The following is a 24,091-nucleotide window of genomic DNA, read 5'->3' on the forward strand; positions in this document are numbered from 1 at the left end:
GGATTACTTCTCCTGTGAGAGGATGACGACCATCGAGAGCGCGGAGACGACGATGAGGACGAACGCGGGGATCGCGGCCGCGCCGTAGCTCCCGGACTCACGGACCGCCCAGATGTAGGTGACGAGGGTGTCGAACCCCGTCGGCTGGAGGAGCAGCGTCGCCGGGAGCTCCTTCATCGTCGTGAGGAAGACGAGCGCCGCGCCCGCGAGGACGCCGGGGGCGATGAGGGGGAGCGCCACCCGACGGAACGCCCCCAGCGAGGACTGCCCGAGGAGGCGCGCGGCCTCCGTGAGTTCGCGATCGACCCGCATCACGGACGAGCGGGTGGCGCCGACCGACTGGGGGAGGAAACGGACGACGTACGCGAAGATCAACAGCGGGAGCGTCTGATAGAGCGCCGGGAGGTACGAGGCGATCCCGACGACCGACGAGAGGTCGTCGACGGCGGCGCCGTAGGAGACGCCGAAGAACACGAGCGCGAGGCCGAGGACGATCCCGGGCATCGCGTAGCCGATGTAGGTGGCCCGATCGATCACCTCCGCGATCGTCGAGCGGTGCCGGGCGGCGAGGTAGGCGACGGGGATCGCGGCCAGCGCGCACACGACCGCCGCGGCCACCGAGACGAGCACGGAGTTGGTCGCGTACGACCACTCGAAGACGAGGCGCGTCCGGCCGACGTCGGAGGCGCCGCGGCGGAACCAGACGAACAGCACGGCGAGGGGGACGACGAGGCACATCGTGACGACGGTCGCGCAGAAGGCGAGCGCGGGGGCCTTCCAGCGGCCGAGCGCGACGGTCGTGTCGCTGCTCGTGCTCGCGCGCGTGCCGACGTACGCCCCCTGCGTGGAGTCGCCGACCCGGGACTGGACGGCGAGGATGACCGCGGTGATGGTGAGGAGCTGGAGCGACAGCATCGCGGCCGTCTCGCGGCCGAATCCGTTGAAGTCCACCCAGATAGCCTGCGTGAGGACTTCGAGACGGAGGAGGTTCGGCGTCCCGAAGTCCGAGAGCGCGTAGAGCGCGACGAGCAACGCCCCGGAGGCGATCCCGGGGACGAGCTGCGGGAGGGTGACGCGTCGGAAGGCCTCCAAGCGCGAGACGCCGAGGGTACGCGCGGCCTCGACGAGCGACTCGTCGAAGGAGAGCAGCGACGCCCGCGTGGTGATGAACACGTAGGGGAACGTATAGAGTGTGAGGACGAGGGCGACGCCGCCGAAGCCGTAGACGGAGGGGACGGAGTCGATTCCGAGGGGCGCGAGCACGCCGGCGATGTAGCCGCTGGGGCCGAACGCGGAGATGTACGTGAACGCCCCGAGGTAGCTGGGGATGACGAGCGGGAGCGCGACCGCGATGGTCCAGAAGCGCCGGAACGGCAGGTCCGTCCGGACGGTGAGGAACGCGAGCGGGACGCCGATCACGACGGACGCCCCGGTGACGACCGCGACGAGCGCGATGCTCGTGGCGAACGTCGAGGGTTGAGTCACCAGCGAAACGTCGCCCTCGGCCTCGAAGACGCGGAGGAGGATCCACGCGATCGGCGACAGTACGGCCGCCGCGATCGCGCCGCTCAGGAGGACGAGCCCGGTGGGGAGGTCGGAGTCCCCAGAACGGGCGTGGGCGAACGGTGCCGCGAGCCGATCGAGGGCCGACATCCTACAGCGCGCCCACCTCTCGGAGCAGGTCGAGGGTCGGCTCGACGTTCGCCAGTTTGCTCAAGTCGAGTTCGGGCGGGTTGAGCTGGTCGATCGTCGGGAGGTTGCCGACCGGCGGTACGCTGGAGAGCAGCGGGTAACCGAAGCCGCGGGTTCCGAGGAACTCCTGAAGCTCGATGGAGAGCAGGTGGTGGATGAAGTTCGCGGCCGTCTCGGGGTCGGCGCTGTTCTTGATCACCTGCGCGCCCGAGCAGTTGACGAGCGCCCCGGCGTCGCTGTTCGTGAAGGCGAGTTCGAGCGGCGCGTCGGGGCGCTCCTCGTAGACGAGCCGCGAGTAGTAGTGATTCGAAAAGCCCGCGGAGAGCTCGCCCGAGGCGACGGCGTTCGCCACCTGGAACTCGTTTCCGTACTTCCTGACGCCGTGGTCCTGCATGGCTTCGAGCCACTGCTTGGTCGCCTCGCGGCCGTTGAGTTCGCGCATCGCGGTGATGAACGCCTGGAAGGCGCCGTAGGTCGGGGCCCACCCCATCTCGTCCTCGAAGCGCGGATCGTCGGGGAACGCCGCGACCTTGTCCGGGATCCCGTCGGCGTCGAACTCGTTCGTGTTGAACGGGATCGAGCGCGCCCGACCCATGATCCCGACCCACTCGTCAGTCGGGTGGTAGGTGTCCGCGACGGACTGCGTGACGTGATCGGGGAGGGTGACCGTCGCGCCGTTCTCGGCGACGACCCCGACCGAGCCGGCGTCGATGGCCCAGAAGACGTCCGCGGGGCTCTGACCGGCGTTCGCCTCCTCGATGATCGTGTTCGCGAGCTGCGAGGAGGACGCGGTCCGGATGTAGACGGTGAAGTCCCGATAGAGGTTCTGAATGCGCTGCATCGCGTCCTCGTAGAGACCGCCCTCGCCGCCGCCGAGGTAGACCGTGATCTCCCCGCGGAGGTTGGGGAGGTCGAGCACCGACAGCCCGGTGTACTCGGTGGGGCGCTCGCCGACCTGCGGGCCGTCACCGCGCCACTCGTCCATGTGGAATAGCTCGTCCTCCGCGTACGTCTTGGGCTCGGGGACGGTAGACGTCGACGTCGACGTCGACGAGCCGCCGTCGGTGGTCGTCTCGCTCGTCGTCTCGCCGTCAGTACCACCGCCGCTACAGCCGGCGAGGCCGAGGATGCCCGCGCTCGCCCCGACGGCCTGCAGGAACGAGCGCCGGTCACCGACGGCGTCGCGGGCCCGCGAGAGGCCGGTCCGATCGTCGTCGATACCGTCTCGCGTGGAGTGATCCATGTCGTAATGTGTTTTGGGTCGCCTAAAATAGCTTTCCAGTTGGAGGCACGAGGACCGGGCGCCCCGACTCACGACGCCGCGGCGAGCGCGGACTGACCGGCGGACCGCCCCACGTCGCGGGGGGCGCGGGCGCGTCAGTGACGCCGACGCGGAAGGCGAAACAGCACGCTTTTAATTTAGGTTTACCTAAACGGAGCGAACACGAAACGCCGATGCACGACGCGACACACACACGCCGGGCGCTCCGGATCGTCGGGACGACGCTTCTCACGGCGCTCGCGGTTCTCATCGCCAACGCCGCCCCGACCCAGACCGCCCTCGCCCGACTCCCCGGATCGCGCTTCGTCGCGCTCTCGTTCGGCGGCGTCGGTCTCCTCGCGCGACTCGGCGCGGCGCTCGTCGTCACGGTGCTCGTCGTCCACGCGCTGCGGGACCCGAGCGCGCGGCGCCCTCACGAGACCGTCGCCGCGACGCTGCGGGCGCTCGGCGCCGTCGCCCTCTCGCTCGCGGCGCTCGGCTACTTCGACGTCCCGTACCGACTCCCCCGGACCACGCTCGTCGGCACGGTCGCCGTCCTCGCCGTCCTCCTCCCCGCGTGGTTCGTCGCCCTCGACCGGGGGCGGAATCGAGCGGAGGGAACGCTGGTCGTCGGCGCCGACCCGCGACAGATCTCGGCCGCGCTGGAGGCGACCGCACGCCCGGTCGTCGGCTACGCGTCCGCCGTCTCGTGGCCGAGCGGGCCGGCCGCCGACGGACAGGTCGACACGGACGGGGGCGACGACTCCGTGGCGACGACGCTCGCCGAACACGAGCGCCTCGGCGGCCTCTCCCGACTCGACGACCTGCTCGCGAACGCGGACGTCGACACCGTCGTTCCCGCCCTCCCGCACGCCGACCGCGCGGAGTTCTTCGGGATCCTCGACGTCTGCCGGCGGCACGGCGTCGACGTCTCCGTTCCCGACGAGCACGGCGGCGTCCTCCTCGCGGAGGAGGAAGGCGACGCCGATCGCCGGGGCGGGTTCGACCGCATCGACCTCGAACCGTGGGGCGTCGGCGCCCGAGTCGGCAAACGCGCGTTCGACGTCTGTTTCGCCGCGCTCGTCCTCTGCGCGACGCTCCCCGTCTTCGCCCTCGCCGCGCTGGCGATCACGATCGAGGACGGCGGCTCGGTCTTCTACGCGCAAGAGCGGACGACGCTGTTCGGCGACACCTTCGACGTCTACAAGTTCCGAACGATGCGCCCCGAGAGCGAGTCCGCGACCCCCGGCGCCGGCGACGACCGCGTCACCCGCGTCGGGCGGCTGTTGCGGCGGACGCACGTCGACGAGCTCCCGCAGTTCTGGGCCGTCCTGCGCGGGCGGATGAGCGTCGTCGGCCCGCGCGCGGCGTGGACGGCCGAGGAGGAACTCCTCCTCGCGGAGACCGGTGCGTGGCGCAAGCGCTGGTTCGTCAAGCCGGGCCTGACCGGCCTCGCGCAGCTCCACGACGTGTCGAGCGAGACGCCGGCGGAGAAGGTGCGCTACGACGTCGAGTACATCCGCCGACGCTCGCTCGCGCTCGACGCGTCCATCGTCGCGCGACAGCTGTGGCGGGTCGCAACCGAGGTCGGCTCCCTCGTGAGGGGCGTCTGAGACGGGCGCGAAAAGAGAGTCGGTGGCGGTCGTTTCCCCGAGAGCGAGAGCGAGAGCGCGACGCCTCAGTTCCCGCCGGCGACCGACGAGAGCGCGGATTCGAGGTCGCTCACCGTCCCGGAGAGCTCGTCGGCGGTCGACACCGTGTCGACGTTCGTCCGGAGCGTCTCGACCGCGGTACCGGCGGCGTCCCGCGTCTCGGCGTCGAGGTCGGACTCGATGGCCGCGTAGTGGGTCTCGACGCGGCGGAGGAACCCGCGGGCGTCCCAGTACTCGCCGTAGAGATCGACGGCCTCTCCCTCGGGAACGGCCGCGCTGTACTCCTCCTCGATGCGGCCGGCGAGCGCGACGATGATCGACGCGGTGAACGGCGTCGTCCCGCGGAACTCCTCGGAGACCGCGGTTTCCATCGCGTCGTCGAGCAGGTCGAACGTCTCGCCGGTCGCGTAGTCGTCGAACGCGTCGGCGCCGAGCGAGTGGCCCCGCTCCAGCGCGGACGTCATGCGCGTGAGGACGTCACCCGCGAGGCCGGGGTCGGACGCGTAGAGCGGCGGAAGCACCGTCATGGCGTAGTCGGGGGCGTGTCGGGCGTGGAACGCCGTACCGGAGCTGTCGCCGAGCTGCTTGAGTTCGCTCGCGGCGAGCAGGTGCCCCTTGACCTCCTCGACGTTTCGCGCGTAATCGAGGGCGTCCTCGCGTCCCTCGACGCTCGCGCTCGGGAGACCGAGCGCGCCTTCCGCGGACGCGCGGAGCTGGAGCGTCGTCTCACGGACGGCCATGTTCGAGACGGTGTCCTCGACCTGTCCGCGGATCGCGGAGACGGCGTCGCTCGTCGCGTTGAGGAACGCCGACTCGTTGCCGTCGTAGAGCGTCTGAATGCGGACGGCGAAGCCCCACGCGTCCCAGTACTCGCCGGCGTTCGTGATCGTCTCGCCGTCGGTGGCGACGCCGACCGAGTACTCCTCGTTGAGACGGCGCGCGAGCGCGTTCATCACGCGGCCGGTGAACGACGTCGTCCCGCGGAGGTCCTCCGAGATCACCGCCGCGGACGCCCGATCGAGCAGGGAGAAGACGTCGTCGTGGACGTAGTCGTCGTACGCACCGGAGTCCATCGAGCGACAGTGCTCCAGGACGTCCGCGAGCGTGGCGCGCAGCTGGAGGGCGAGCTGCGAGTCGGCGTCGCGGAGCCGCGGGATGATGTCCTTGTAGTAGTCGCCGGCGTGCTTCGCGTGGAACGCGGCGGTCGCGCCGTCCGCGGCGTCCCCGGCGCCATCGCTCTCCGAGAGGAGATGCGCGGACGCCTCGAGGTGGCCCTTGACCTCCTCGACGTTCCGCTGATAGGGCACCGCCTGCTCGACGCTGGTGAGCGGCGCGTCCCCGCTCGACTCCTGCGCGCTCGCGTCGCCGACGGCGTTCGATTCACTCGCTCCGTACCCGGCGAGAGCCGTCCCCGCTGCCAACCCGACGGTCTTCAGGAACGTTCGTCGCTGTGTCATACGTGTTTAGGCTAGCCTAAAGATAACTAAAGCGTTACGATCGCGTGGTGCGTGGTTCCGCAGACCCCGATCTGGGATCCGATGGTCGTGGCCACCGTATATGACTTACGACACCGTCTAGTCGAGCCGGTGTACGGAGCGATCGGGTCGTCGCGTTCGTCGAAATGCTCTCGGGCCGACTCGACGAGCGCTGTGACGCTGACTGAGAGGGAGTGTGGAAGCGCGATCGGACGGCGAACGACCGTCCGAGCGGTCGCGCCGTCGTGCCTCCGCCATTCGAGATCCGCCGTCTCCGATGGCGTTCCGAGCGGTCCTCGATCGAGTATAGACACAACAGCCGACGAACCGCCCACCGCTCGAACTCGCTTCACTAGATGGTCCCCGCGTTCGAGTCCAATCACCTGAGAACAATATTATATCTGAAATAGGTCGCCCCCGGATCTATCACTGATGCCAGAAGTGACCTTTCACGGATTGGACATCGGACGCGTCGACCCGAATGACGACCTCGTCGAACGAATCGTCTCGACGACCGGCGAGGAGTACGCCCTGTCGGACGGCGACGTGATCGTCATCACCGCGAAAGTCGTTTCGTTCGCCGAGGGGCGACTCATCGAAGCCGATGACGTCGATGTCACCGAGCGCGACCGACGGGTCGCCGAGATCACCGGGATCGATCCGCGTGAGGTGGCGGTCATCTACGAGGAAAGCGACGTTCTCGGTGCAATCCCGATCGCAGAGGTCGGTGAGGACCTGCTCTTGGAACACGCCGTGGATCCCGACGTCGCTCAAGAAGCGCTTGACGACGTCCCCTCGATGCTCGTGACCGAACGTAACGGTCGACTCTGCACGAACGCGGGTGTCGACTGGTCGAACAGCCCGGAGGGAAAGATGACCCTCCTTCCAAAGGATCCCGACGAAAGCGCGCGCCGGCTCCGCGGGGAGATCGAGGCACGAACGGGAGCCGACGTCGCCGTCGTGCTGTCTGACTCGGAAATCGCCGGTCCGGGATCGATGGATCTCGCCATCGGGTGCTCCGGAATCGAAGCGATCGACACCAACTTCGGGCGAGCGGACCTCTACGACCAGCCGAAGATAGGCGGTGTCGATCTCGTCGCCGACGAGCTCACGGCAGGGGCAGCGCTGCTATTCGGACAGGCTGACGAACGGGTTCCCGTCGTGATCGTGCGCGGGCTCGAATACGAGGACGGCGAGGGCGTCCCGAACTCGAGCGGCATCGTTCGGCGGGGTCTCCGGAAGAGCATCGAGTTGACTGCTCGGTTGAAGGCCCGGGAATGGTTCTGACATCGGGTCGGGCTCGTTCTCGCCCGCAGTGACCGGAATTGCCGCGACGGTCGGGAAGTTCATAGAGCGCACGCGATAGGATCCACGTGAAATCGACCCGTGCGCCGTGCGAAAGGAGCGCGTGCGACAGGCTGTGGCCGTTTCGGACGTCGATCTCGTCACTCACCAGATCACGAACACCGACGAGCGACCGCGAACCAGCCGCGAAGGCCGAGAGGGAGCGACGACCGACCAGCATACCGCGACGAAGTCAGCAAACGCGCTCGGATGTCGGCGTCTCGATCGGCGTGACAGTGAGCTAGACGCTGTCCCGACGGAAAAAACAGTCTGTCGCGTGAACGCCCTAGGGCTTGAGGAGGACCTTGAGGACGTCCGCGTCGCGGTCGTCGAAGCGCTGGTAGAGATCGGGAGCCTCGTCGAGGCCGGCCTCGTGGGTGACGACGAAGCTCGGGTCGGCGACGTCCTCGGCGATGAGGTCGCGGAGGTACCGGTTGTACTTCTTGACGTCGCACTGCCCGGTGCCGAGCTGCTGGCCCTTCTCGAAGAGCTTCCCGAAGTCGATGCCGAGGCGGCCCTGCGCGGCCATCGCGTCGGGCGCACCCGGATCGGACGGCACGTAGAGGCCGATGATGCCCAGTTGGCCCTTGGGCTTCACGACGTCGATGAGCTGATTCAGGACGACCGCGGGGTTCTCACGGGCCGGGTCGTAGGCGTCGCTCCCGACGTCCGTGTCCGGGTCGAGTGCCTGGTAGCCGACGGCGTCGACGCCCTTGTCGACCTCGTCACCGAAGTCCGAGAGGATCTGTTCGACCGGATCGCCCTCCTCGAAGTTGATCGGGACGGCGCCGGTGTGTTCGGCCGCGAGATCGAGGCGGGCCTCGACGCGGTCGACGATGTAGATCTTCGAGGCGCCCTTGATCTTCGCGCTGTAGGCGGCCATCTGGCCGACGGGGCCGGCGCCGAAGATGACGACGGACTCGCCGGGCTGGAGGTCGGCGAGTTCGGTGCCGTGCCAGCCGGTCGGGAAGATGTCGGCGAGGAGCGCGAAGCTCTGCTCGTACTCGTCCTCGGGTTCGCCGGGGAGCTTGAGGGCGTTGAAGTCCGCGTACGGGATGCGGATCTTCTCGGCCTGTCCGCCCTGATACGGTCCCATTCCGACGTAGCCGTACGCGCCGCCGGCGGGCACGTCACCGTCGGGGTTGACGTTGAGACAGAAGCCGGTCTTCCCCTCCTCGCAGTTCTTACAGTGTCCGCAGGCGACGTTGAACGGGGCGACGACGCGGTCCCCTACTTCGAGGTCGTCGACGCCGTCGCCGACCTTCTCGACGACGCCCATGTTCTCGTGCCCGAAGACGATCCCGGGTTCGGCGTCCGTCCGTCCCTCGTACATGTGCAGGTCGGACCCGCAGATGCACGTGGTCGTGATGTCGATGATCGCGTCGTTCGGTCCCTGTAGCGTCGGTTCGTCCACCTCGTCGACTTCGACGTGGTGCTCTCCGTGGTAAACAACTCCTTTCATGATACGCGTTCTAACGATAGACGATCACGATACAAATAGATGCGCCCTGGCGGCGACCAGCACCCCTTTCGGGCGGGCTCCGGGGCGCTCGGTGGCCACCGTCGTTTTAGCGGAGGACGGACCGGACGTATGGACGGGGCCGGACGCGATCGGTACCGGCGCGGCAAAGCTCGGCGAGCGCCGCCACGACGCCGTCGTCCGCTGAGACGTCGGCTCCGTTCGGCCCGACGGGGGGCCGGTCTACGGGACGTCGCGATAGACGATCTCCATGGGGACGCCGCGCTCGGGGTCCCGCAGCGGGTCGTCGGGGAGCGTACGCAGCGTCCCGCGGTCCGTCCGGCCGGCGACGGCGAGACACATCGCGTCGAGGAGGTCGTCGCAGTTGTCCGCGCGAAAACGTTGGCCGTGCGCGGGCGGTTCGTCGATGCGCGCGGCGACGAGTCGCTCGTAGGCGACGCGCGCGTCGTCGTATCGGTCGAGGACGTCGAGACGCGCCTCGACGCCCGCGTCGTCGGTCTTCGCGGGAGCGATCGGGCCGTCTCCGAGGCCGGCGAAACAGACCTCGGGGTGGGCCTCGCGGACGACGCCGCGGGCGCCGGGGTGTTCGGCGAGGAGGACGTCGGCGTCGCGGACCTGCGGGAGGACGTTCCACGTCTGCGTGGTGAGCGAGCCCGCGGTCCGCGCTTCGACGCGGCGTTTCGCCTCGGCGTACGTGGGCGCGTCGAGGACGGCGCGCGGCGGGGCGAGGAAGACGCGGCGGCGCTGTGCGCCGAGGGCGTCGCGGGCGCGTTCGTCACAGGCGCGCCGCCCCCGCTCGGGGAGGCCGATCGGGACGTCGACGAGGACGGACGCGGCGTCGCGGTGGGCGTGCCAGACGGAGAGGAGCGAGGGGTGGTGACGCGCGTCCCAGCCGTCGGCGTCGCGGACGGCGGCGACCCAGCCGTTCGAGCTCCAGTCGACGCCGACGACCGTCTCGGGTGCGGGCATACGGACAGTCGTGGCGCGGCGCTCTTACGTCTGCGCGTTCGACGGTCGACCGTCGAGATGGCACCCCGACACGGGACGGACGACGGTCCGCGGCTCCCGGACGACGTGAAGGAGCGCGCGATGGACGAGGCACCGGTGGGGATCACGATGACCGATCCGACTCGATCGGACAACCCGCTCGTCTACGTGAACGACGCCTTCGAGCGCATCACCGGCTACGCGCGCGAGGACGTGCTCGGGCAGAACTGCCGGTTCCTCCAGGGGCCCGAGACGGCCGACGAGCGCGTGGACGAGATGCGGCGGGCGATCGAGGCGGGCGAGTCGACGGTCGTCGAGCTACGGAACTACCGGGCGGACGGCGAGCCGTTCTGGAACGAGGTGAAGATCGCGCCGATCCGCGACGCCGGCGGCGACGTCCGCTACTTCGTCGGGTTCCAGCGCGACGTCACCGAGCGCACGCGCTCGGAGCTCGCGGTCAGACGCGAGCGGGCGAACCTCGAACACGTGCTCGATCGCGTCGACGGGCTGTTGAGCGACGTCACGGAGGCGGTCGTCAACGCGGAGAGCCGGGAGGCCATCGAACGGCAGGTCTGCGAGCGCCTCGCGGCCGTCGAGACGTACGCGCTCGCGTGGATCGGCGACGTCGACCTCGCCGACGGCGTCGTCCGACCGCGGGCGTGGGCGGGTGAGGCCGGCGACGTGCGTACGGACGACCTCGCCGTGGCGCGCGACGACACCGAAAACCCGGTCGTGCGCGCGCTCGACGAGGGACGCGTCGCGCTCGGCGACGGCGAGACCGGCGTCCCCGGGAGCCTCGTATCGGTCGGCGGCGTCGCCGCGGTGCCGCTGCGCTATCGCGGGACGACGTACGGGGTGTTGGTGGTGTACGCGAGGGAGGCGGACGCGCTGAACGAGCGCGAGACGGCGGTGCTGGAGTCGCTCGGTCGCACGGTGGCCACGGCGTTGAACGCCCACGAGTCGCGCCGGCTCGCCGCCGCGGACCAGGTGGTCTCGGTCGCGTTCGACGTGCGGGACCGCGAGCTGTTCGTCGTCGACCTCGCGGCGCGACTCCCGGGGACGCTGACGTACCGCGGCGAGGTGTATCGGGAGGAGACCCCGGTGCTCTTCTTCACCGCCGACGCGGACGCGGATCGCGTCCTCGCGGCCGCCGAGGCGTCGCCCGAAGTCGAGGCCGCGACCGTCGTGGGCGGGGGGGACGACACGCCGCTCTTCGAGTTCAGACTCCCGGCGTCGTCGTTCCCGGACGACCTCGTAGCTCGCGGCGTCCGGATCGAGGGGATCAGCGCCGCGGACGGCGGGGCGCGCGTCGAACTCGAACTCCCGATGGGCGTCGACACCAGGTCGGTGGTCGAACGCTTCCGCGAGCGCTACGACGACGTCGAACTCGTCCGCTATCGAGAGACGGAACGCCCGCCGACGACGGAGCGCGACTTCGTCGCCGCCGTCGAGGACCGCCTGACCGAGCGCCAGCACGCGGCGCTCAAGCGCGCGTACCTCTCGGGCTACTACGACGCGACGCGGACGGCGACGGGCGACGAGCTCGCGGCGGCGATGGACATCTCGCGGGCGACCTTCCACCAGCACCTCCGCGCCGCCGAGCGGAAGGTGTTCGCCGCGATCTTCGATCGGGATACCTGACCAGTCAGGTACGGCGGTTTTGTCGGCGGGCGGCGTATCGAACGACGAGAGCCACCGACCGGTCCGCCGTGACCGGACGCCCGTGGGTCGACTGTCACCATGATTTCCCCCGACGACGTCGCCACGAGCAAGGCGATACAGCAGCGGACCGGCAAGACCTTCGCCGCCGCGACCCGCGTCCTCCCCGAACGAGCCCGGCGCGCCACCTACGTCCTCTACGCGTTCTTCCGCGTCGCCGACGAGGTGGTCGACGACCCGCGGGGCGCCACGCCCGCCGAACAGCGCCGCGAGCTTGCGCGCCTCCGCGCGGCCGCCCTCGGCGAGACCGACACGGACGATCCCGTCCTCGGGGCCTTCCGCGACCTCGTCGAGACCTACGACGTCGCCGACGAGGAGATCGAGACGTTCCTCGACGCCATGGAGATGGACGTCGACACCCGCCGCTACGAGACGCACGACGAACTGGAGACCTACCTCCGGGGGTCGGCCGTCGCCGTCGGCAACATGATGCTGACCGTGATGGCGGACATCGAGGGCATGGACGACGAGACGGTCGATCGCGCCCGCCCGCACGCGAAGGCGCTCGGCGAGGCCTTCCAGCTCACGAACTTCCTGCGCGACGTCCGCGAGGACGTCCGAGAGTACGGTCGCATCTACATCCCGCGCGCGACGCTCGACCGGTACGACGTCCCCGAGTCGGAGGTCCGCGCCTGTACGTTCTCGGAGCGCTTCGCGGCGGCGATGCGCGCCGAGCTACAGCGCACCGAACGCCTCTACCGCGAGGGCGTCGCCGGCATCCGGTACCTCCCCGAGTCGTGTCGCTTCGGCGTGCTGTGCGCGGCGGTGCTCTACGCCGATCACCACCGCCTCATCCGCCGGCGGGGCTACGACACGCTGAGCGCGCGCCCGACGCTCTCGACGCCCCGACGCCTCGCGCTCGTCGCCCGGACGTGGTATCACTGGAAACGCACCGGCGACCCCGAAGCGGCGTTCTACGCCGCGAGCGTCGTCGACACGACTGACGGACCGAACTCGACGACGCGCTCGCGGCCCGGCAACGAGTCGGTGCGGACGCGCGCCCGCTCGGCGGCCGCGTCGCTCTCCTCGCTCCTGGGGGTGCGCGAGTGAGTCGGACGGTCACGGTCGTCGGCGGCGGTTTCGGCGGTCTGTCCGCGGCCTGCTATCTCGCCGACGCGGGGTGTGACGTGACGGTCGTCGAGAAGAACGACCAGCTCGGCGGCCGCGCGAGCGTCCTCGAACGCGACGGGTTCCGCTTCGACATGGGGCCCTCGTGGTACCTGATGCCCGACGTCTTCGAGCGCTTCTTCGGCTACTTCGGGCGGGCGCCCGAGGACTACTACGACCTCACGCATCTCGACCCGCACTACCGGGTGTACTTCAAGGACGGCACCGGGACGCGCGATCCGTTCGCCGACGACGGCGACGCGAACGCGGTACCGGACGGCGCGGGCGCGACGCGCCGCGGGACGGACGCGGCGGGAGCGAACGCCGAGCGCGTCGACATTGATGGAGACATCGAGCGGACGAAGGCGCTCTTCGAGTCCTACGAGGACGGCGCGGGCGCGGCCTTCGAGCGCTATCTCGCGAAGTCCGAGGAGACCTACGAGGTCGGCATGGAGCACTTCGTCTACACCGACCGCCCGAACTTCCGGGATTACGTCGACTGGGACGTGATCCGCAACGCCCGCGGGCTCGGACTGCTCGGCACGATGCAAGAGCACGTCGAGGACTACTTCGAGCACCCCCGGCTCCAGCAGCTCGTCCAGTACACGCTCGTCTTCCTCGGCGGGTCGCCGTCGAATACGCCCGCGCTCTACAACCTCATGAGCCACGTCGACTTCAACCTCGGCGTCTACTACCCCGAGGGCGGCCTCGTCTCTGTCGTCGACGCGCTCGCCTCGCTCGGCGACGACCTGGGGGTCACGTACCGCACGGGCACGCCGGTCGCGGCGATCCGCGGGGCGCGCGGCGACGTGCGCGCCGAGCTGGCGAACGGCGAGATCGTCCGCGCCGACGCGCTCGTCTCCGACGCCGACTACGCGCACACCGAGCAGGAACTCCTCGACCCGGAGAACCGGCAGTACGACGCCGACTACTGGGAGTCGCGGACCTACGCGCCGTCGGCGTACCTCCTCTACCTCGGCGTCGAGGGCGACCTCGGGCCGCTCGCTCACCACACGCTCGTCCTCCCGGACGCGTGGGACGACCACTTCGACGCCATCTTCGACGAGCCGGCGTGGCCCGACGACCCCGCGTACTACCTCTGTGCGCCCTCCGAGACGGACGACGCCGTCGCGCCCGACGGCCACAGCGCGCTGTTCGCGCTCGTCCCGATCGCGCCCGGCCTCGACGACGAGGCGGCGGTCCGGGAGACGTACCGCGACCGTCTCCTCGACGACGTCGCGACCCACACCGGCCTCGACCTCCGCGAGCGCATCGTCGTCGAGGAGGACTTCTGCGTCGCCGACTTCGCCGAGCGGTACAACGCGACGGAAGGGAGCGCGCTCGGCCTCGCGCACACGCTCCGTCAGACCGGCCCGCTGCGCCCCGATCACCGCTCCTCGGCGCTCGACGGCCTCTACTTCACCGGCGGCTTCACGCGGCCCGGAATCGGCGTCCCGATGTGTCTCATCAGCGGCGAGCACGCCGCGAGCGCGGTTCTCAGCGACTTCGCGTGACGGGACTCGACCTCCGGCGCACGCTCGCGCGCTCGCGGCCGCGCTTCTGGCTCTACCTCGCCGGCCCGGCGCTCGTCGGGCTCGCGTACGCCGCCGACGGGACCGGCGACCTGCTCTCCGCGCCCGCCCTCGCGCTCGTCGCGTACTTCCTCGTGCCCGCGAACGTCTACCTCTACGGCGTCAACGACGTCTACGACGCCGACGTCGACGCGGAGAACCCGAAGAAGGAGGACAAGGAGGTGCGGTATCGCGGCGAGCGCGGCGTCGTCGCGCTCGTCGGACTCACGGGTGCGCTCGGCCTCGCGCTCGCCGCGTGGCTCCCGCGCGCCGCGCCGTGGATCGTGGGGTTCCTCGCCCTCGGGTGGGCGTACAGCGCGCCCCCGCGGCTGAAGACGCGCCCGCCGCTCGACTCGCTCTCGAACGGCCTCTACGTTCTCCCGGGTATCGCCGCCTACGCCGCGCTCGCGGGATCGATCCCGCCGCTCCTCGCGGTGCTCGGGGGGTGGCTGTGGACGATGGCGATGCACACGTTCTCCGCGATCCCCGACATCGATCCCGACCGGCGCGCCGGCATCGACACCACCGCGACCGTCCTCGGCGCGCGCCGCGCGCTGGCCTACTGTGGGGCGTGCTGGCTCCTCGCCGCCGTCGCCTTCGCGCTGCTCGATCCGCGCGCGGGCCTCCTCTTCGGGGTCTACCCGGTGCTCGCGCTCGCGCTCAACCTCGCGGACGTCGATCTCTCGCGGGCGTACTGGTGGTTCCCCGCGCTCAACACGGCCGTCGGCGCGCTCTTCGCGTGCGCCGGCCTGTGGGGTGTCCTGCGTGGATAGCGCGACGCTCTCGGCGCTCTCGACGCGACTCGACCGCCTCGTCGCCGCGAACCGCCCCGGAATCGCCGTCCTCGCGCCGCTGATCGGTGCGGCGTCGCTCATCGGGGGCGCGCTCGGCTACGTGCCGCGGTGGCTGGCGTTCAACGCCGTGCTCCTCCTGCTCGGGACGGCGATGTTGCGCCTCCCGCTCGTCGCCGCCGTCCTCCCCGAGCTCGATCGGCGGGCGCTCGCGGCGCTCGGCGCCCTCTGCGGCTACACCTATCTGATCGAGTACGTCGGCGTGACGAGCGGATGGCCGTACGGCGCGTTCAGCTACGGCGTCGAGCTCGGGCCGATGGTCGCGGGGGTGCCGCTCGCGCTCCCGCTGTTCTTCCTGCCACTCGTCTGTAACGCCTACTTCCTCGCCGTGCTGTTGCTCGGCGAGCGCGCCGGGACCGCGCGCTACAGACTGCCGGCGACGGTCGCCATCGTCCTCCTCGTCGACTGCGTGCTCGACCCGGGCGCGGTGGCGCTCGGCTTCTGGTCGTACGCCGACGGGGGCGTCTACTACGGCGTCCCGCTCTCGAACTACGCGGGCTGGGTGCTCTCCGGGAGCGTCGCCGTCCTCGCCCTCGACGTCGCCTTCGATCACCGCGCGCTCCGCGCGCGCCTCGACGACTGTCCGTTCGCCCTCGACGACCTCGTGAGCTTCGTCGTCCTCTGGGGGCTCGTCAACCTCGTCTACGCGAACTGGCTGCCCGTGCTGTGCACCGCCGCGCTCGTCTGTGGTCTCCTCGCCACCGATCGGTTCGATCTCGCGTTCGCGCGCGGGAGCGGCGGCGTCGACGGCTGACGGGACTCCGCTACGCCCCGGCCTCGGCCTCGGCTTCGGTCTTCACGACGATGACCGGACGAGTCGCCAGCCGGAGCACGCGATCCGTGACGCTCCCGAGGAGCGCGCGATACTCTTCGGGCCGCTGTCGCGTCCCGAGCACGAGGAGGTCCGCGTCCACTTCGTCCGCGTGGGCGACGACCGTCTCAGCGGGGTCGCCGTGGCGGAGTTCGCCCGTGACGTCGACGCCCGCAGCCTCGGCCTCGCGGCGGACCGCGTCGATGGCCGCCTCGCCCGTCTCTTCGAGGCCGTGCTCGGGCCCCTCGGCTCCATCGACGTACTCGTCGCCGCTGTACGCCGTGTAGACGGACTCGTCGACAACGTAGACGACGCGCAGATCCGCGTCGTGCGCTTGCGCGAGCTCGATCGCGTGCGAGGCGGCGTTCTCGGACGCGACCGTGCCGTCGGTCGCCAACAGGATGGTGTCGTACATGCGGTCGATGACTTCGACCGGGGAGTACGTAACGTTCGGGGTCGCGCGGGAACAACAGAGTTACCTGCCGCGTGGCGTTCTCTCCAGTATGGAGAAGCTTCTCGTGCGAGCGGTCCGGGGGGAGGACGTCGAGCGCCCGCCCGTGTGGCTGATGCGTCAGGCGGGGCGGCACATCCCGGAGTACCGCGAGATCCGCGAGGAGTACAGCTTCTTGGAGGCGATCAAGACCCCCGAGGTCGCCGAGCGGATCACCCTCCTCCCGTGGGAGCGCTATCGGCCCGACGGCGTCGTGATGTTCTCGGACATCCTCACCGTCCTCGAACCGCTGGGATTCGACTACCGCATCGAGAGCGGCGTCGGCCCCGTGATCGAGGACCCCTTCGAGGGCCCCGGAGACGTGCCCGAGGAGTACGCACCGATCGGCGACGAACTCGACTACGTCGGCGCGCTCCTCGACCGCCTCGATCGGTCGGTCGGGGACGAGACGTCGCTCATCGGCTTCGCCGGCGGGCCGTTCACCCTCGCCTCCTACATCGTCGCCGGCGGGTCGTCGCGCCACGACGAGATCCGCCAGCTTCGCGCGCGCCACCCCGAGGCCTTCGCGGCGCTCCTCGACGTCATCGCGGACGCCGTCCTCGACTCGCTGCGGTACCAGGTCGATCACGGCGCAGACGTCGTTCAGCTCTTCGACACGTACGCGGGCGAGCTCGCACCCGCCGACTACCGCGAGTTCCTCCAGCCGCTCCACCGCCGGATCTGCGCGGGCGTCGACGCGCCCGTCATCCTGTTCGTGCGCAACATGGCGGGCCGACTCGACGCGCTCGCCGACGCGGACCCCGACGCCGTGAGCCTCGACTGGACGGTCGACATCGCGGACGCGCGCGACGAACTCGGGGACGTCGCCGTGCAGGGGAACATGGACCCGCAGTACCTCTTCGGCGACGAGTCGTTCGTCCGCGCGGAGGCGGAGCGGGTCATCGAGGCCGCGGGCCCGCGCGGCCACGTCCTCAACCTCGGCCACGGCGTCCACGCGGACACGCCGGTGGAGAGCGTACGGGCCTTCGTCGAGACGGCGAAGAACTGGGAGTACGAGAGCTAGACTAGGCGAGGCGGTCGGCGACGCGCTCGGCCTCCCGGACGCGCCCGGGGACGCCGACGCGCGCCGTGTAGTTCGTGGCGAGCGTGACGCCGTCGGGGAGATCGAGACGGTCGAGCGCCGCCCACGACTCGTCGTAGGCCGGGAGGGCGTCTTGGCCGACCCAGACGTCCCGGACGTGCGCGGCGGCGTCCATCACGGCCTCGAACTCGTCGGCGGCGATCGTCCCGATGTCCGCGGGATCCTCCTCGACGATCCGCCCGTCGTCCATCCCGCCGAGGAACGCCGTGTACTGTCCGGTTCGCCCGAAGAGGCTGTGGTGCCACGAGACGCCGAGCGTCCGCAGCGACTCGGTGCGACGCACCTGATAGCCGAAGCCCTCGCGGCGCGCGTCCGAGTACATCGCCACGACCGCGAGCGGGTTGTACCGGAGCTCGGCGAGCGCGGCCGCGGAGTCGGGCGCGACGCGTTCGAGGAGGTCGGCGGCGGCCGGCGCGGGGACGGTGAGCACGACGTCGTCGGCCGCGATCGTCCCGTCGGGCGTCGAGACGGCGTAACGCTCGCCGTCGCGCTCGATCGCGGTGGCGGGCGTGTCGCGGCGCACGCGATCGGCGTAGCGCTCGGCGAGCGCGCTCGGGAGCCGCTGGAGCCCGCCCTCGATCGACACCGGGGGCGGGGTCTCCCGATCGCCCGTCGCGCGCGCCAGCAGGGGACGGAAGAGGGAGCCGTGTTCCTCCTGCATCCGGAGGAGCGCGGGGAGCGCGCGTCGCACGGGCATCCGATCGGGGTCGGACCCGTACGTCCCGCCGTAGATCGGCTCGACGAGGTTGCGGTACGCGGTCCGGCCGAAGGACCGCCGGACGGCGCTCCCGACGGACTCGTCCGGGCGGACGTCGCCCGTCAGCGGCTCGGCGAGGACGCGGAGCTTCGCGTACCACGGGAGGAGGTCGGTGCGGACGAACGTCGAGAGGTCGAAGGGGACCTCGCGGAGCGCGCCGTCCGCGTAGACGTAGAGCGGGAGGCCGTCGTCCGCGACGATGAGGTCGTCGCGGAGCCCCGCGGCGTCCACGAGCGCGGCGATCCCGTCGGTCAGTCTGAGCCGGTTCGGGCCGTGCTCGGCGACGAGACCGTCGTCGAGCGGCTGGGAGTCGATGACGCCGCCGGCCTCGCCGGTGGCCTCGAGCGTGACGCACGAGACGTCGCGCTCGGCGAGGGCGTGGGTGAGCGCGAGACCCGTGATCCCCGCGCCGACCACGGCGACGTCGACGTCCGCATCGCTCGCGTCGGCGACCACGGTCACTCGGCGCGCGGCGCGTTCAGGCACATCGCGCCCTCCTCGGCCGCGCACTGACACTCACGGAGCTGGTAGTACTCGGGATCGACGTCGGCCGCGAACGGCTCGACGAGGTCGGCGAGCAGGTCGGCGAAGCGCGGGTCGTCGTGCGGGACCGGGACTCGAAAGAGCTCCTTGCCGGCTTCCTCGACCTCCTCGCGGAGCTCGATGTCGAGTTCGGAGAGCGTCTCGGACTGCTCGTGCATGAAGCTCACCGGCTCGACGACGACGCGCTCGGCGTCGTTCTCGACGGCGACGTCCTCGGTCTCCGGCTCGGTCCACGGGATGTCGCGGTTCTCGTGATTCTGGTAGCCGACGGTGTACTCGTCGACGCCGACGAGGTGGGCGAGCGCCGTCGTGAACTCCTCGACGTAGACGTCGTAGCGCGACCCCTCGTCGAGGTAGTGGGTCGGCGTCCCGTGCGCGGAGAAGAGGACCATGGTGTCCTCGGAGCCGAGGTCGAGGCCCTCGCGATCGGCGTACTCGCGCATGTTGTCGGCACGCAGGCGCGTGTACGTTGGGTGGCGGTGCCAACCCGAGATCCGATCGACCGGGACGTCCCAGTCAGCGGCCTCGACGGCGTCGTTGAGGTCGCCGAGGGCGTCGACGGTCGTCGAGGGACCACAGAGCGGGTAGATCGGGAGGCCGACGAGGCGATCGACGCCGTCGGCCTTCGCGGCCTCGACGGCGTCGGCGATGGTCGGCTCGGAGAACTGCGTCCCGAGGTAGCCGGTGACATCGAAGCCGCGTTCGGTGAGGACGTCGACGACGGCGTCGACCTGCGCCTTCGCCTGCGGGTTCAGCGGGGAGCCGCCGATGTCCTCGTACTCGTCGATGAGGCTGGGGGCGCGCTTCTCCGCGAGCTCGCGCGAGCGCTCGCGGGCCTGCTCCTCGGGCATGTCGCCTTCGAGGAAGCGGTTGTTGTAGAAGATACGCTCGAGATAAGGGACGACCTCCTCGCGCGTTGGCTCGGACGGTTCGCCGAAGTTCAGGAGGATGACTCCTGTCGTCATACGCGTTCGTTGGGCGCCGGCGGGCCAAAAGGTATCGGTTGCCGAACCCGCGGTACGGCCGTCGAACCGGTCGGTATATGACGTCCGAGGGCGTTCACGAGTGGTCGTTAAACGATCAGGTGAGCAGAGACAACCATTATGGTACGCGATCGAAGTCGTGTAAGCGGATGCCCCGCAGAACGAAACGATGTGCCCTCACCATCGGGCTCGTCGGTGCCCTCCTCCTCGCCGGTTGCTCGACGCTGCCGTCGGGTGGGCTGAACGCCGACGCGGTCGGAGAGCAGGTCCAGCATCGCTACGACGCGATCGAGGGGTACAGCGCGACCGTCACGAAGACGGTCGAAGCGAACGACGAGACCTCGACGGTCCGCGCCCACGTCTCCGCGGACGTCGACGGCGCGACGACGGTCACGTACCGAAGCGGCCCCGACGCGGGGACGACGGTACGCTACGAAACGCCGACGCGCGCGCCCGTCCTCTCGGCCGGACGGCGCGACGCGGCGACCCGTGACGCGACGTACGGCGCGCTCGCGGCGTCGCTCGTTCGGACGAGCAACGTCTCGGTCGACGGGACGACGGTCCTCGACGGCCACCGGACCGCGATCGTCTCGCTCAGCCCCGCGAACGCGAGTGTGAACGACACCGAGCGGCGCGTCTGGGTCGACACCGACCGCCGGATCCCCCTCCGCGTCGAGACGACGTGGACGACGGCGAGCGGGACGACCGTCACCGAGACGGTCCGGTACGAGAACGTGACCCTCAGCGAGACGGATAGCGCGAACGAGACGGGGACGCGGAATACGGTGAGCGCGACGTGAGCGGCGGCGAACGCTCGAAAGTCGGGCGAGTCGTCCTCGTCGGCGCGGTGATCGGCTTGCTCGTCGGCGCGGCGGTCGCCCCGACGGTCTGGGACCGGACGACCGGCCCCGACGGGAGCGTCGCCGTCGTCGAGCTCCACTCGACGATCACGAGCGACACCGCGAGCACGGTCATCGACAACCTCCGCGAGGCCAGACAGAACGACTCGATCGAGGCCGTCGTCCTGGACATCGACAGTCCGGGCGGCGCCGCGGCGGCGAGCGAACAGCTCTACCTCGCCGTCAAGCGGACGAGGCAGGTGATGCCGGTCGTGACGAGTGTGACCGGGATGGCCGCCTCGGGCGGCTACTACACCGCGGTCGCCTCCGACGAGATCTACGTGACGCCCGCGAGTAGCGTCGGGAGCGTCGGCGTGCGGGCCACGATCCCGACTGGCGGCGTGCCAGCCGGCGAGATCGTCACCGGGCCCGACAAGGGCTCGACGGCGACGCAGACCGAAGTCCGCCAGCGCGTCGAATCGCTCCGGCGGGCGTTCGTCGGCAGCGTGATGGCCGAGCGGAACGCATCGCTGACGCTGAGCGCGAACGAACTCTCGTACGCGAAGCTCTACTCGGGCGCGCGCGGCGTCCGATTGGGGCTCGCGGACTCCATCGGCGGGGTCGACACGGCGATCAGCGCGGCGGCGAGCGAAGCCGGCCTCTCCGACTACCGGGTGGTGCGGATGGAATCGCCGACCCCGAACGTCCTCAGCCAGCTCGGCCTCAGCGCCGACGCGGACGGGACGGCGAGCGCGAGCGCGACGTTCGGTAATCAGGGAGTCGAGACCGTCCACTACCTGACGCTCCACGGTTCGGTCGCGGGCCCGAAGACGGAGGTGGTCGCCAATGCGAGCGCCTGACCTGCGACGCGGCGTCGGCGCGTTCGTCGCCGTCCTCCTCGCCGCCGTCGTCGTGACGGCCGGTGTGGGCGTCGTGAGCGACGCGGTCGGATCGAACGGAGCGACGCAGCCCGACGCCCCAGCGTACGACACGGGCGACCTCCTGCCGACGCCGGTGGACGACGGCGGGTCCGTTCCGGCTCCTGACGCGGGGACCCAGAAGACCGTCGTCGTCGACGCCGCCCACGGGAATACCGTCGGGCGCGCGGACATGCAGCCGCTCGTGAACGCCCTGGTCGAAAGCGGTCACGAGGTACGCTTCTACACGGGCGGTGGGTCCTCGTCGCTCATCTCGGGTTCGGGGACGTCGGCACTGAACGAGACGCTCAACGATGCCGACGCCTTCGTCATCGCGGATCCCGCCGCAGCCTACAGCGGGGCGGAGGCGGACGCCGTCTCGGCGTTCGCCGACAACGGCGGACGCGTCCTCCTGCTGGGCGACACGCCGACGACGGCGACGAGCGCGTCGTCGCTCCTCGGGCTCACGGGCGAGACGACGGCCGGGAGCGGCCAGCCGAACGCCGTCGCCGCCCGGCACGGGCTGGCGTTCAACGCCGACTACCTCTACGACATGACGGAGAACGCGAACAACTTCCAGTACGTCTACGGCTCGCCGAGCGCCGACGGCGGACTCGCCGCGGGCGTCGATCGAACCGTGTTCGACGCCGCGGTAGCCGTCGCGCACGGCGACGCGGCGACCGCGGCGATCAGCGCCGAGAACGTCAGCCGCGAGAGCACGCGGACCACCGGGACGTACGCCGTCGCGGTGCGAAGCGGGAACGTCGCCGCGATCGGTGACACGTGGTTCCTCTCGCCGGACGGCGCGACCGTCGCCGACAACGAGGCGCTCGTCGGGAACGTCGCCGACTTCCTCGTGAGCGGGACGAAGACCGGCACGATCGGCGGATCGTCCGGCTCGACGGTGCGGCCGGGCGGGATTTCGCTCGACGGCGCGAACGCCGCCGGTGGATCGACGAACGCATCGAACGCGACGAACGCGACGAGCGCGACGGCCTGAGAGACGGCGCGTCGACGAGCGCGGGAGGCGAAACGCTTGTGTCGCCCTCCCCCGAAAGTCGATCGATGACGAGTGACGACGAGCAGCCGACCGCCCCGGTCGTCTGTACGGCCTGTGGGACCACGAACCGCGTGCCGCTCTCGGAGGTCGCCGAGACCGTCGAGCGGCACAACGAGCGCGTCCACGACGGGGCCGCGAAGGCCGAAGTCGACCCGGACGTCGCCGACCAGCTCGCCGACCTCGTCGCGCGCGATCTCGGGTTCCTCGACGAGTGAGGTGACGACTCGAACGCGCGCCGCGGCACCGACAGTCAGACTATTCAATAGTACTGCCCAGTAATACTTTTTGACGGGCGCATCCGTGAGCGTGTCCCGAGCGGGCTGATAGGCCGTCGTGGACGCGATCCCTCACCGCGGCGCGAACGCCCGCCGGCGCTACCAGTCGGAGAACTTATCCCGGCGGAAGAGATCGAGCTCTTGGACGACGTTCGGGTCCTCTTGGGCCGCCGCGAAGGCGATGGCGCGCGCGACGTCCGCGGGCTCGGCGGCGTCGCCGGGATCGAGGGCGTCGGCGAAGCTCTCGCCGTCCTCGCTCCCGAACTCCGTTCGGACCTCAGTCGGGTTGATCGCCGTCACGCCGACGCCCGCCTCGCCGGTGCTCCCCTGCAGGCTCAGCGCGAACCCGCGCGTCCACCACTTCGTCGCGGCGTACACCGGCGCGCCGGGGCGCGGATACTGGCCGGCCATACTTCCGAGGAAGATCAGGTTCCCCCGGCGTTCCTTCAGGTGCGGCATGGCGGCGCGCGCGACGTGGAACATCCCGTCGCAGTTCACGTCCATCATCTGCCGATAGGCGTCGAGGTCGAGGTCCTCGATGGCCGTCTCGGTGCGACCGAGGCCGGCGTTGTTCACCACGACGTCGAGGCCGCCGAAGCGCTCGACCGCCGCGTCGACGAGCGCCTCGACGGCGTCGGCGTCGGTCACGTCCGTCGGATGGGCGACGGCGTCGACGTCGTGGTCGCGGGTGACCTCGGCCGCGAGCGTTTCGAGGCGCTCCTCGCGGCGGGCGCTCAGGACGACGTTCGCGCCGCGGGAGGCGAGTTCGCGGGCGGTCGCCGCACCGATCCCCGAACTCGCGCCCGTGACGAGCGCCGTCGCGTCGGTCAGCGTATCCGTCATACACGGGATCGGTGCGGCGAACGGCTTAACCGTTCGGGGACCCGGCGGGGAGACTGCCCGACTCCGGACCGAACGACGTCAGTCGTCCGGCGCGAGTTCCGGCGGGAGGCCGTCGGATTCGATGGCGTACGTCAGCCACTGCCTGACGAGCGAGTCGACCGTAACGACGAGAACGACGCAGGCGACGACCAAGAACCCGACGATACCGAGGATGGCCGCGACGCCACCGGCGCTGAACAGGGCGAGCGCGAACAGTGCGGCGAAGCCGATGCCGGTGACGACCGTCGCGACGTAGCCGCCGAGGGAGGGCTTGGAGGCCATGGGGAACGGGT

Annotated in this window: 22 protein-coding genes; 12 read left to right on the forward strand and 10 right to left on the reverse strand. The window is 70.4% G+C overall.

The window, feature by feature from the left end; all coding sequences use genetic code 11:
* Positions 1-3 precede the first annotated feature (3 nt).
* Complete coding sequence (locus IEX91_RS03530; RefSeq protein WP_188877137.1) at positions 4-1,653, reverse strand: ABC transporter permease; 1,650 nt, start codon at positions 1,651-1,653, stop codon at positions 4-6.
* Position 1,654: 1 nt separating this feature from the next.
* Complete coding sequence (locus tag IEX91_RS03535) at positions 1,655-2,935, reverse strand: extracellular solute-binding protein (protein ID WP_188877138.1); 1,281 nt, start codon at positions 2,933-2,935, stop codon at positions 1,655-1,657.
* Between the two features lie 212 nt (positions 2,936-3,147).
* On the opposite strand from IEX91_RS03535, the gene IEX91_RS03540 reads away from it, so the two are divergent.
* Positions 3,148-4,566: a sugar transferase gene (locus IEX91_RS03540; protein WP_188877139.1), complete on the forward strand. Its 1,419-nt coding sequence runs from the start codon at positions 3,148-3,150 to the stop codon at positions 4,564-4,566.
* Between the two features lie 65 nt (positions 4,567-4,631).
* Here the strand turns inward: IEX91_RS03540 and IEX91_RS03545 are convergent, their stop codons facing one another.
* On the reverse strand, positions 4,632-6,062 hold the full coding sequence (locus IEX91_RS03545; protein ID WP_188877140.1) for a twin-arginine translocation signal domain-containing protein: 1,431 nt from the start codon (positions 6,060-6,062) through the stop codon (positions 4,632-4,634).
* A 450-nt stretch (positions 6,063-6,512) separates the two neighbouring features.
* Here IEX91_RS03545 and IEX91_RS03550 point away from each other — a divergent pair, with 450 nt between their 5' ends.
* Positions 6,513-7,367, forward strand: coding sequence for a coenzyme F420-0:L-glutamate ligase (locus IEX91_RS03550; RefSeq protein ID WP_229772775.1), 855 nt, complete (start codon positions 6,513-6,515; stop codon positions 7,365-7,367).
* A gap of 343 nt (positions 7,368-7,710) precedes the next feature.
* Here IEX91_RS03550 and IEX91_RS03555 read toward each other — a convergent pair whose 3' ends face one another.
* A complete protein-coding gene (locus IEX91_RS03555; RefSeq protein ID WP_188877141.1) occupies positions 7,711-8,886 on the reverse strand; it encodes a glutathione-independent formaldehyde dehydrogenase in 1,176 nt (391 codons plus the stop codon).
* Between the two features lie 240 nt (positions 8,887-9,126).
* A complete protein-coding gene (locus tag IEX91_RS03560) occupies positions 9,127-9,873 on the reverse strand; it encodes a DUF429 domain-containing protein (protein ID WP_188877142.1) in 747 nt (248 codons plus the stop codon).
* 57 nt (positions 9,874-9,930) lie between these two features.
* Here IEX91_RS03560 and IEX91_RS03565 point away from each other — a divergent pair, with 57 nt between their 5' ends.
* The 5 genes from IEX91_RS03565 (at position 9,931) to cruF (ending at position 15,893) form a co-directional block, all read left to right on the forward strand.
* The gene (locus IEX91_RS03565; protein ID WP_188877143.1) at positions 9,931-11,532 is read left to right on the forward strand and encodes a bacterio-opsin activator domain-containing protein; all 1,602 of its coding nucleotides are present in this window, start codon (positions 9,931-9,933) and stop codon (positions 11,530-11,532) included.
* Positions 11,533-11,631: 99 nt separating this feature from the next.
* Complete coding sequence (locus IEX91_RS03570; protein ID WP_188877144.1) at positions 11,632-12,660, forward strand: phytoene/squalene synthase family protein; 1,029 nt, start codon at positions 11,632-11,634, stop codon at positions 12,658-12,660.
* Entirely contained in the window at positions 12,657-14,231 is a 1,575-nt protein-coding gene (locus IEX91_RS03575) for a phytoene desaturase family protein (RefSeq protein WP_188877145.1), read from the forward strand. The genes IEX91_RS03570 and IEX91_RS03575 overlap by 4 nt, the downstream gene beginning before the upstream one ends.
* Positions 14,228-15,061: a prenyltransferase gene (locus tag IEX91_RS03580; protein WP_188877146.1), complete on the forward strand. Its 834-nt coding sequence runs from the start codon at positions 14,228-14,230 to the stop codon at positions 15,059-15,061. The genes IEX91_RS03575 and IEX91_RS03580 overlap by 4 nt, the downstream gene beginning before the upstream one ends.
* Positions 15,054-15,893, forward strand: a complete 840-nt coding sequence (cruF, locus tag IEX91_RS03585) for a bisanhydrobacterioruberin hydratase (RefSeq protein WP_188877147.1) — start codon at positions 15,054-15,056, stop codon at positions 15,891-15,893. The genes IEX91_RS03580 and cruF overlap by 8 nt, the downstream gene beginning before the upstream one ends.
* Positions 15,894-15,903: 10 nt before the next feature.
* On the opposite strand, the gene IEX91_RS03590 is transcribed toward cruF, so the two are convergent.
* A complete protein-coding gene (locus IEX91_RS03590) occupies positions 15,904-16,365 on the reverse strand; it encodes a universal stress protein (protein WP_188877148.1) in 462 nt (153 codons plus the stop codon).
* 88 nt (positions 16,366-16,453) lie between these two features.
* Here IEX91_RS03590 and hemE point away from each other — a divergent pair, with 88 nt between their 5' ends.
* The gene (hemE, locus tag IEX91_RS03595) at positions 16,454-17,464 is read left to right on the forward strand and encodes a uroporphyrinogen decarboxylase (RefSeq protein ID WP_188877149.1); all 1,011 of its coding nucleotides are present in this window, start codon (positions 16,454-16,456) and stop codon (positions 17,462-17,464) included.
* A 1-nt stretch (position 17,465) separates the two neighbouring features.
* On the opposite strand, the gene hemG is transcribed toward hemE, so the two are convergent.
* Positions 17,466-18,785, reverse strand: a complete 1,320-nt coding sequence (gene hemG / locus IEX91_RS03600; protein ID WP_229772776.1) for a protoporphyrinogen oxidase — start codon at positions 18,783-18,785, stop codon at positions 17,466-17,468.
* Positions 18,758-19,807 carry a ferrochelatase gene (hemH, locus tag IEX91_RS03605; protein WP_188877150.1) on the reverse strand — a complete coding sequence of 350 codons (1,050 nt, stop codon included), beginning with the start codon at positions 19,805-19,807 and terminating at the stop codon, positions 18,758-18,760. Before hemH ends, hemG begins: the two co-directional genes overlap by 28 nt.
* A 167-nt stretch (positions 19,808-19,974) precedes the next feature.
* Between hemH and IEX91_RS03610 the strand changes: the two genes are divergently transcribed.
* From IEX91_RS03610 to IEX91_RS03625, 4 genes are all read left to right on the forward strand, one after another.
* The gene (locus IEX91_RS03610) at positions 19,975-20,625 is read left to right on the forward strand and encodes a LolA family protein (RefSeq protein WP_188877151.1); all 651 of its coding nucleotides are present in this window, start codon (positions 19,975-19,977) and stop codon (positions 20,623-20,625) included.
* Positions 20,622-21,524, forward strand: a complete 903-nt coding sequence (locus IEX91_RS03615; RefSeq protein WP_188877152.1) for a S49 family peptidase — start codon at positions 20,622-20,624, stop codon at positions 21,522-21,524. The genes IEX91_RS03610 and IEX91_RS03615 overlap by 4 nt, the downstream gene beginning before the upstream one ends.
* Complete coding sequence (locus IEX91_RS03620) at positions 21,511-22,581, forward strand: motility-associated ABC transporter substrate-binding family protein (protein WP_188877153.1); 1,071 nt, start codon at positions 21,511-21,513, stop codon at positions 22,579-22,581. The genes IEX91_RS03615 and IEX91_RS03620 overlap by 14 nt, the downstream gene beginning before the upstream one ends.
* A 65-nt stretch (positions 22,582-22,646) precedes the next feature.
* Entirely contained in the window at positions 22,647-22,856 is a 210-nt protein-coding gene (locus tag IEX91_RS03625) for a hypothetical protein (RefSeq protein WP_188877154.1), read from the forward strand.
* A gap of 159 nt (positions 22,857-23,015) precedes the next feature.
* Here IEX91_RS03625 and IEX91_RS03630 read toward each other — a convergent pair whose 3' ends face one another.
* Positions 23,016-23,759 (reverse strand): SDR family oxidoreductase, encoded by a 744-nt coding sequence (locus IEX91_RS03630; protein WP_188877155.1) that lies wholly within the window; start codon positions 23,757-23,759, stop codon positions 23,016-23,018.
* Between the two features lie 78 nt (positions 23,760-23,837).
* Positions 23,838-24,080, reverse strand: coding sequence for a hypothetical protein (locus IEX91_RS03635; RefSeq protein ID WP_188877156.1), 243 nt, complete (start codon positions 24,078-24,080; stop codon positions 23,838-23,840).
* Between the last annotated feature and the right edge of the window lie 11 nt (positions 24,081-24,091).

The sequence above is a fragment of the Halarchaeum nitratireducens genome (genome assembly GCF_014647155.1).
Taxonomy (GTDB): domain Archaea; phylum Halobacteriota; class Halobacteria; order Halobacteriales; family Halobacteriaceae; genus Halarchaeum; species Halarchaeum nitratireducens.

What these genes read in the sequence shown, in the direction of transcription:
- IEX91_RS03530 (WP_188877137.1), bottom strand. Translation starts at nt 1,653, where the DNA reads ATGTCGGCCCTCGATCGGCTCGCGGCACCGTTCGCCCACGCCCGTTCT.
- IEX91_RS03535 (WP_188877138.1), bottom strand. Translation starts at nt 2,935, where the DNA reads ATGGATCACTCCACGCGAGACGGTATCGACGACGATCGGACCGGCCTC.
- IEX91_RS03540 (WP_188877139.1), top strand. Translation starts at nt 3,148, where the DNA reads ATGCACGACGCGACACACACACGCCGGGCGCTCCGGATCGTCGGGACG.
- IEX91_RS03545 (WP_188877140.1), bottom strand. Translation starts at nt 6,062, where the DNA reads ATGACACAGCGACGAACGTTCCTGAAGACCGTCGGGTTGGCAGCGGGG.
- IEX91_RS03550 (WP_229772775.1), top strand. Translation starts at nt 6,513, where the DNA reads ATGCCAGAAGTGACCTTTCACGGATTGGACATCGGACGCGTCGACCCG.
- IEX91_RS03555 (WP_188877141.1), bottom strand. Translation starts at nt 8,886, where the DNA reads ATGAAAGGAGTTGTTTACCACGGAGAGCACCACGTCGAAGTCGACGAG.
- IEX91_RS03560 (WP_188877142.1), bottom strand. Translation starts at nt 9,873, where the DNA reads ATGCCCGCACCCGAGACGGTCGTCGGCGTCGACTGGAGCTCGAACGGC.
- IEX91_RS03565 (WP_188877143.1), top strand. Translation starts at nt 9,931, where the DNA reads ATGGCACCCCGACACGGGACGGACGACGGTCCGCGGCTCCCGGACGAC.
- IEX91_RS03570 (WP_188877144.1), top strand. Translation starts at nt 11,632, where the DNA reads ATGATTTCCCCCGACGACGTCGCCACGAGCAAGGCGATACAGCAGCGG.
- IEX91_RS03590 (WP_188877148.1), bottom strand. Translation starts at nt 16,365, where the DNA reads ATGTACGACACCATCCTGTTGGCGACCGACGGCACGGTCGCGTCCGAG.
- hemE (WP_188877149.1), top strand. Translation starts at nt 16,454, where the DNA reads ATGGAGAAGCTTCTCGTGCGAGCGGTCCGGGGGGAGGACGTCGAGCGC.
- hemH (WP_188877150.1), bottom strand. Translation starts at nt 19,807, where the DNA reads ATGACGACAGGAGTCATCCTCCTGAACTTCGGCGAACCGTCCGAGCCA.
- IEX91_RS03610 (WP_188877151.1), top strand. Translation starts at nt 19,975, where the DNA reads ATGCCCCGCAGAACGAAACGATGTGCCCTCACCATCGGGCTCGTCGGT.
- IEX91_RS03620 (WP_188877153.1), top strand. Translation starts at nt 21,511, where the DNA reads ATGCGAGCGCCTGACCTGCGACGCGGCGTCGGCGCGTTCGTCGCCGTC.
- IEX91_RS03625 (WP_188877154.1), top strand. Translation starts at nt 22,647, where the DNA reads ATGACGAGTGACGACGAGCAGCCGACCGCCCCGGTCGTCTGTACGGCC.
- IEX91_RS03630 (WP_188877155.1), bottom strand. Translation starts at nt 23,759, where the DNA reads ATGACGGATACGCTGACCGACGCGACGGCGCTCGTCACGGGCGCGAGT.
- IEX91_RS03635 (WP_188877156.1), bottom strand. Translation starts at nt 24,080, where the DNA reads ATGGCCTCCAAGCCCTCCCTCGGCGGCTACGTCGCGACGGTCGTCACC.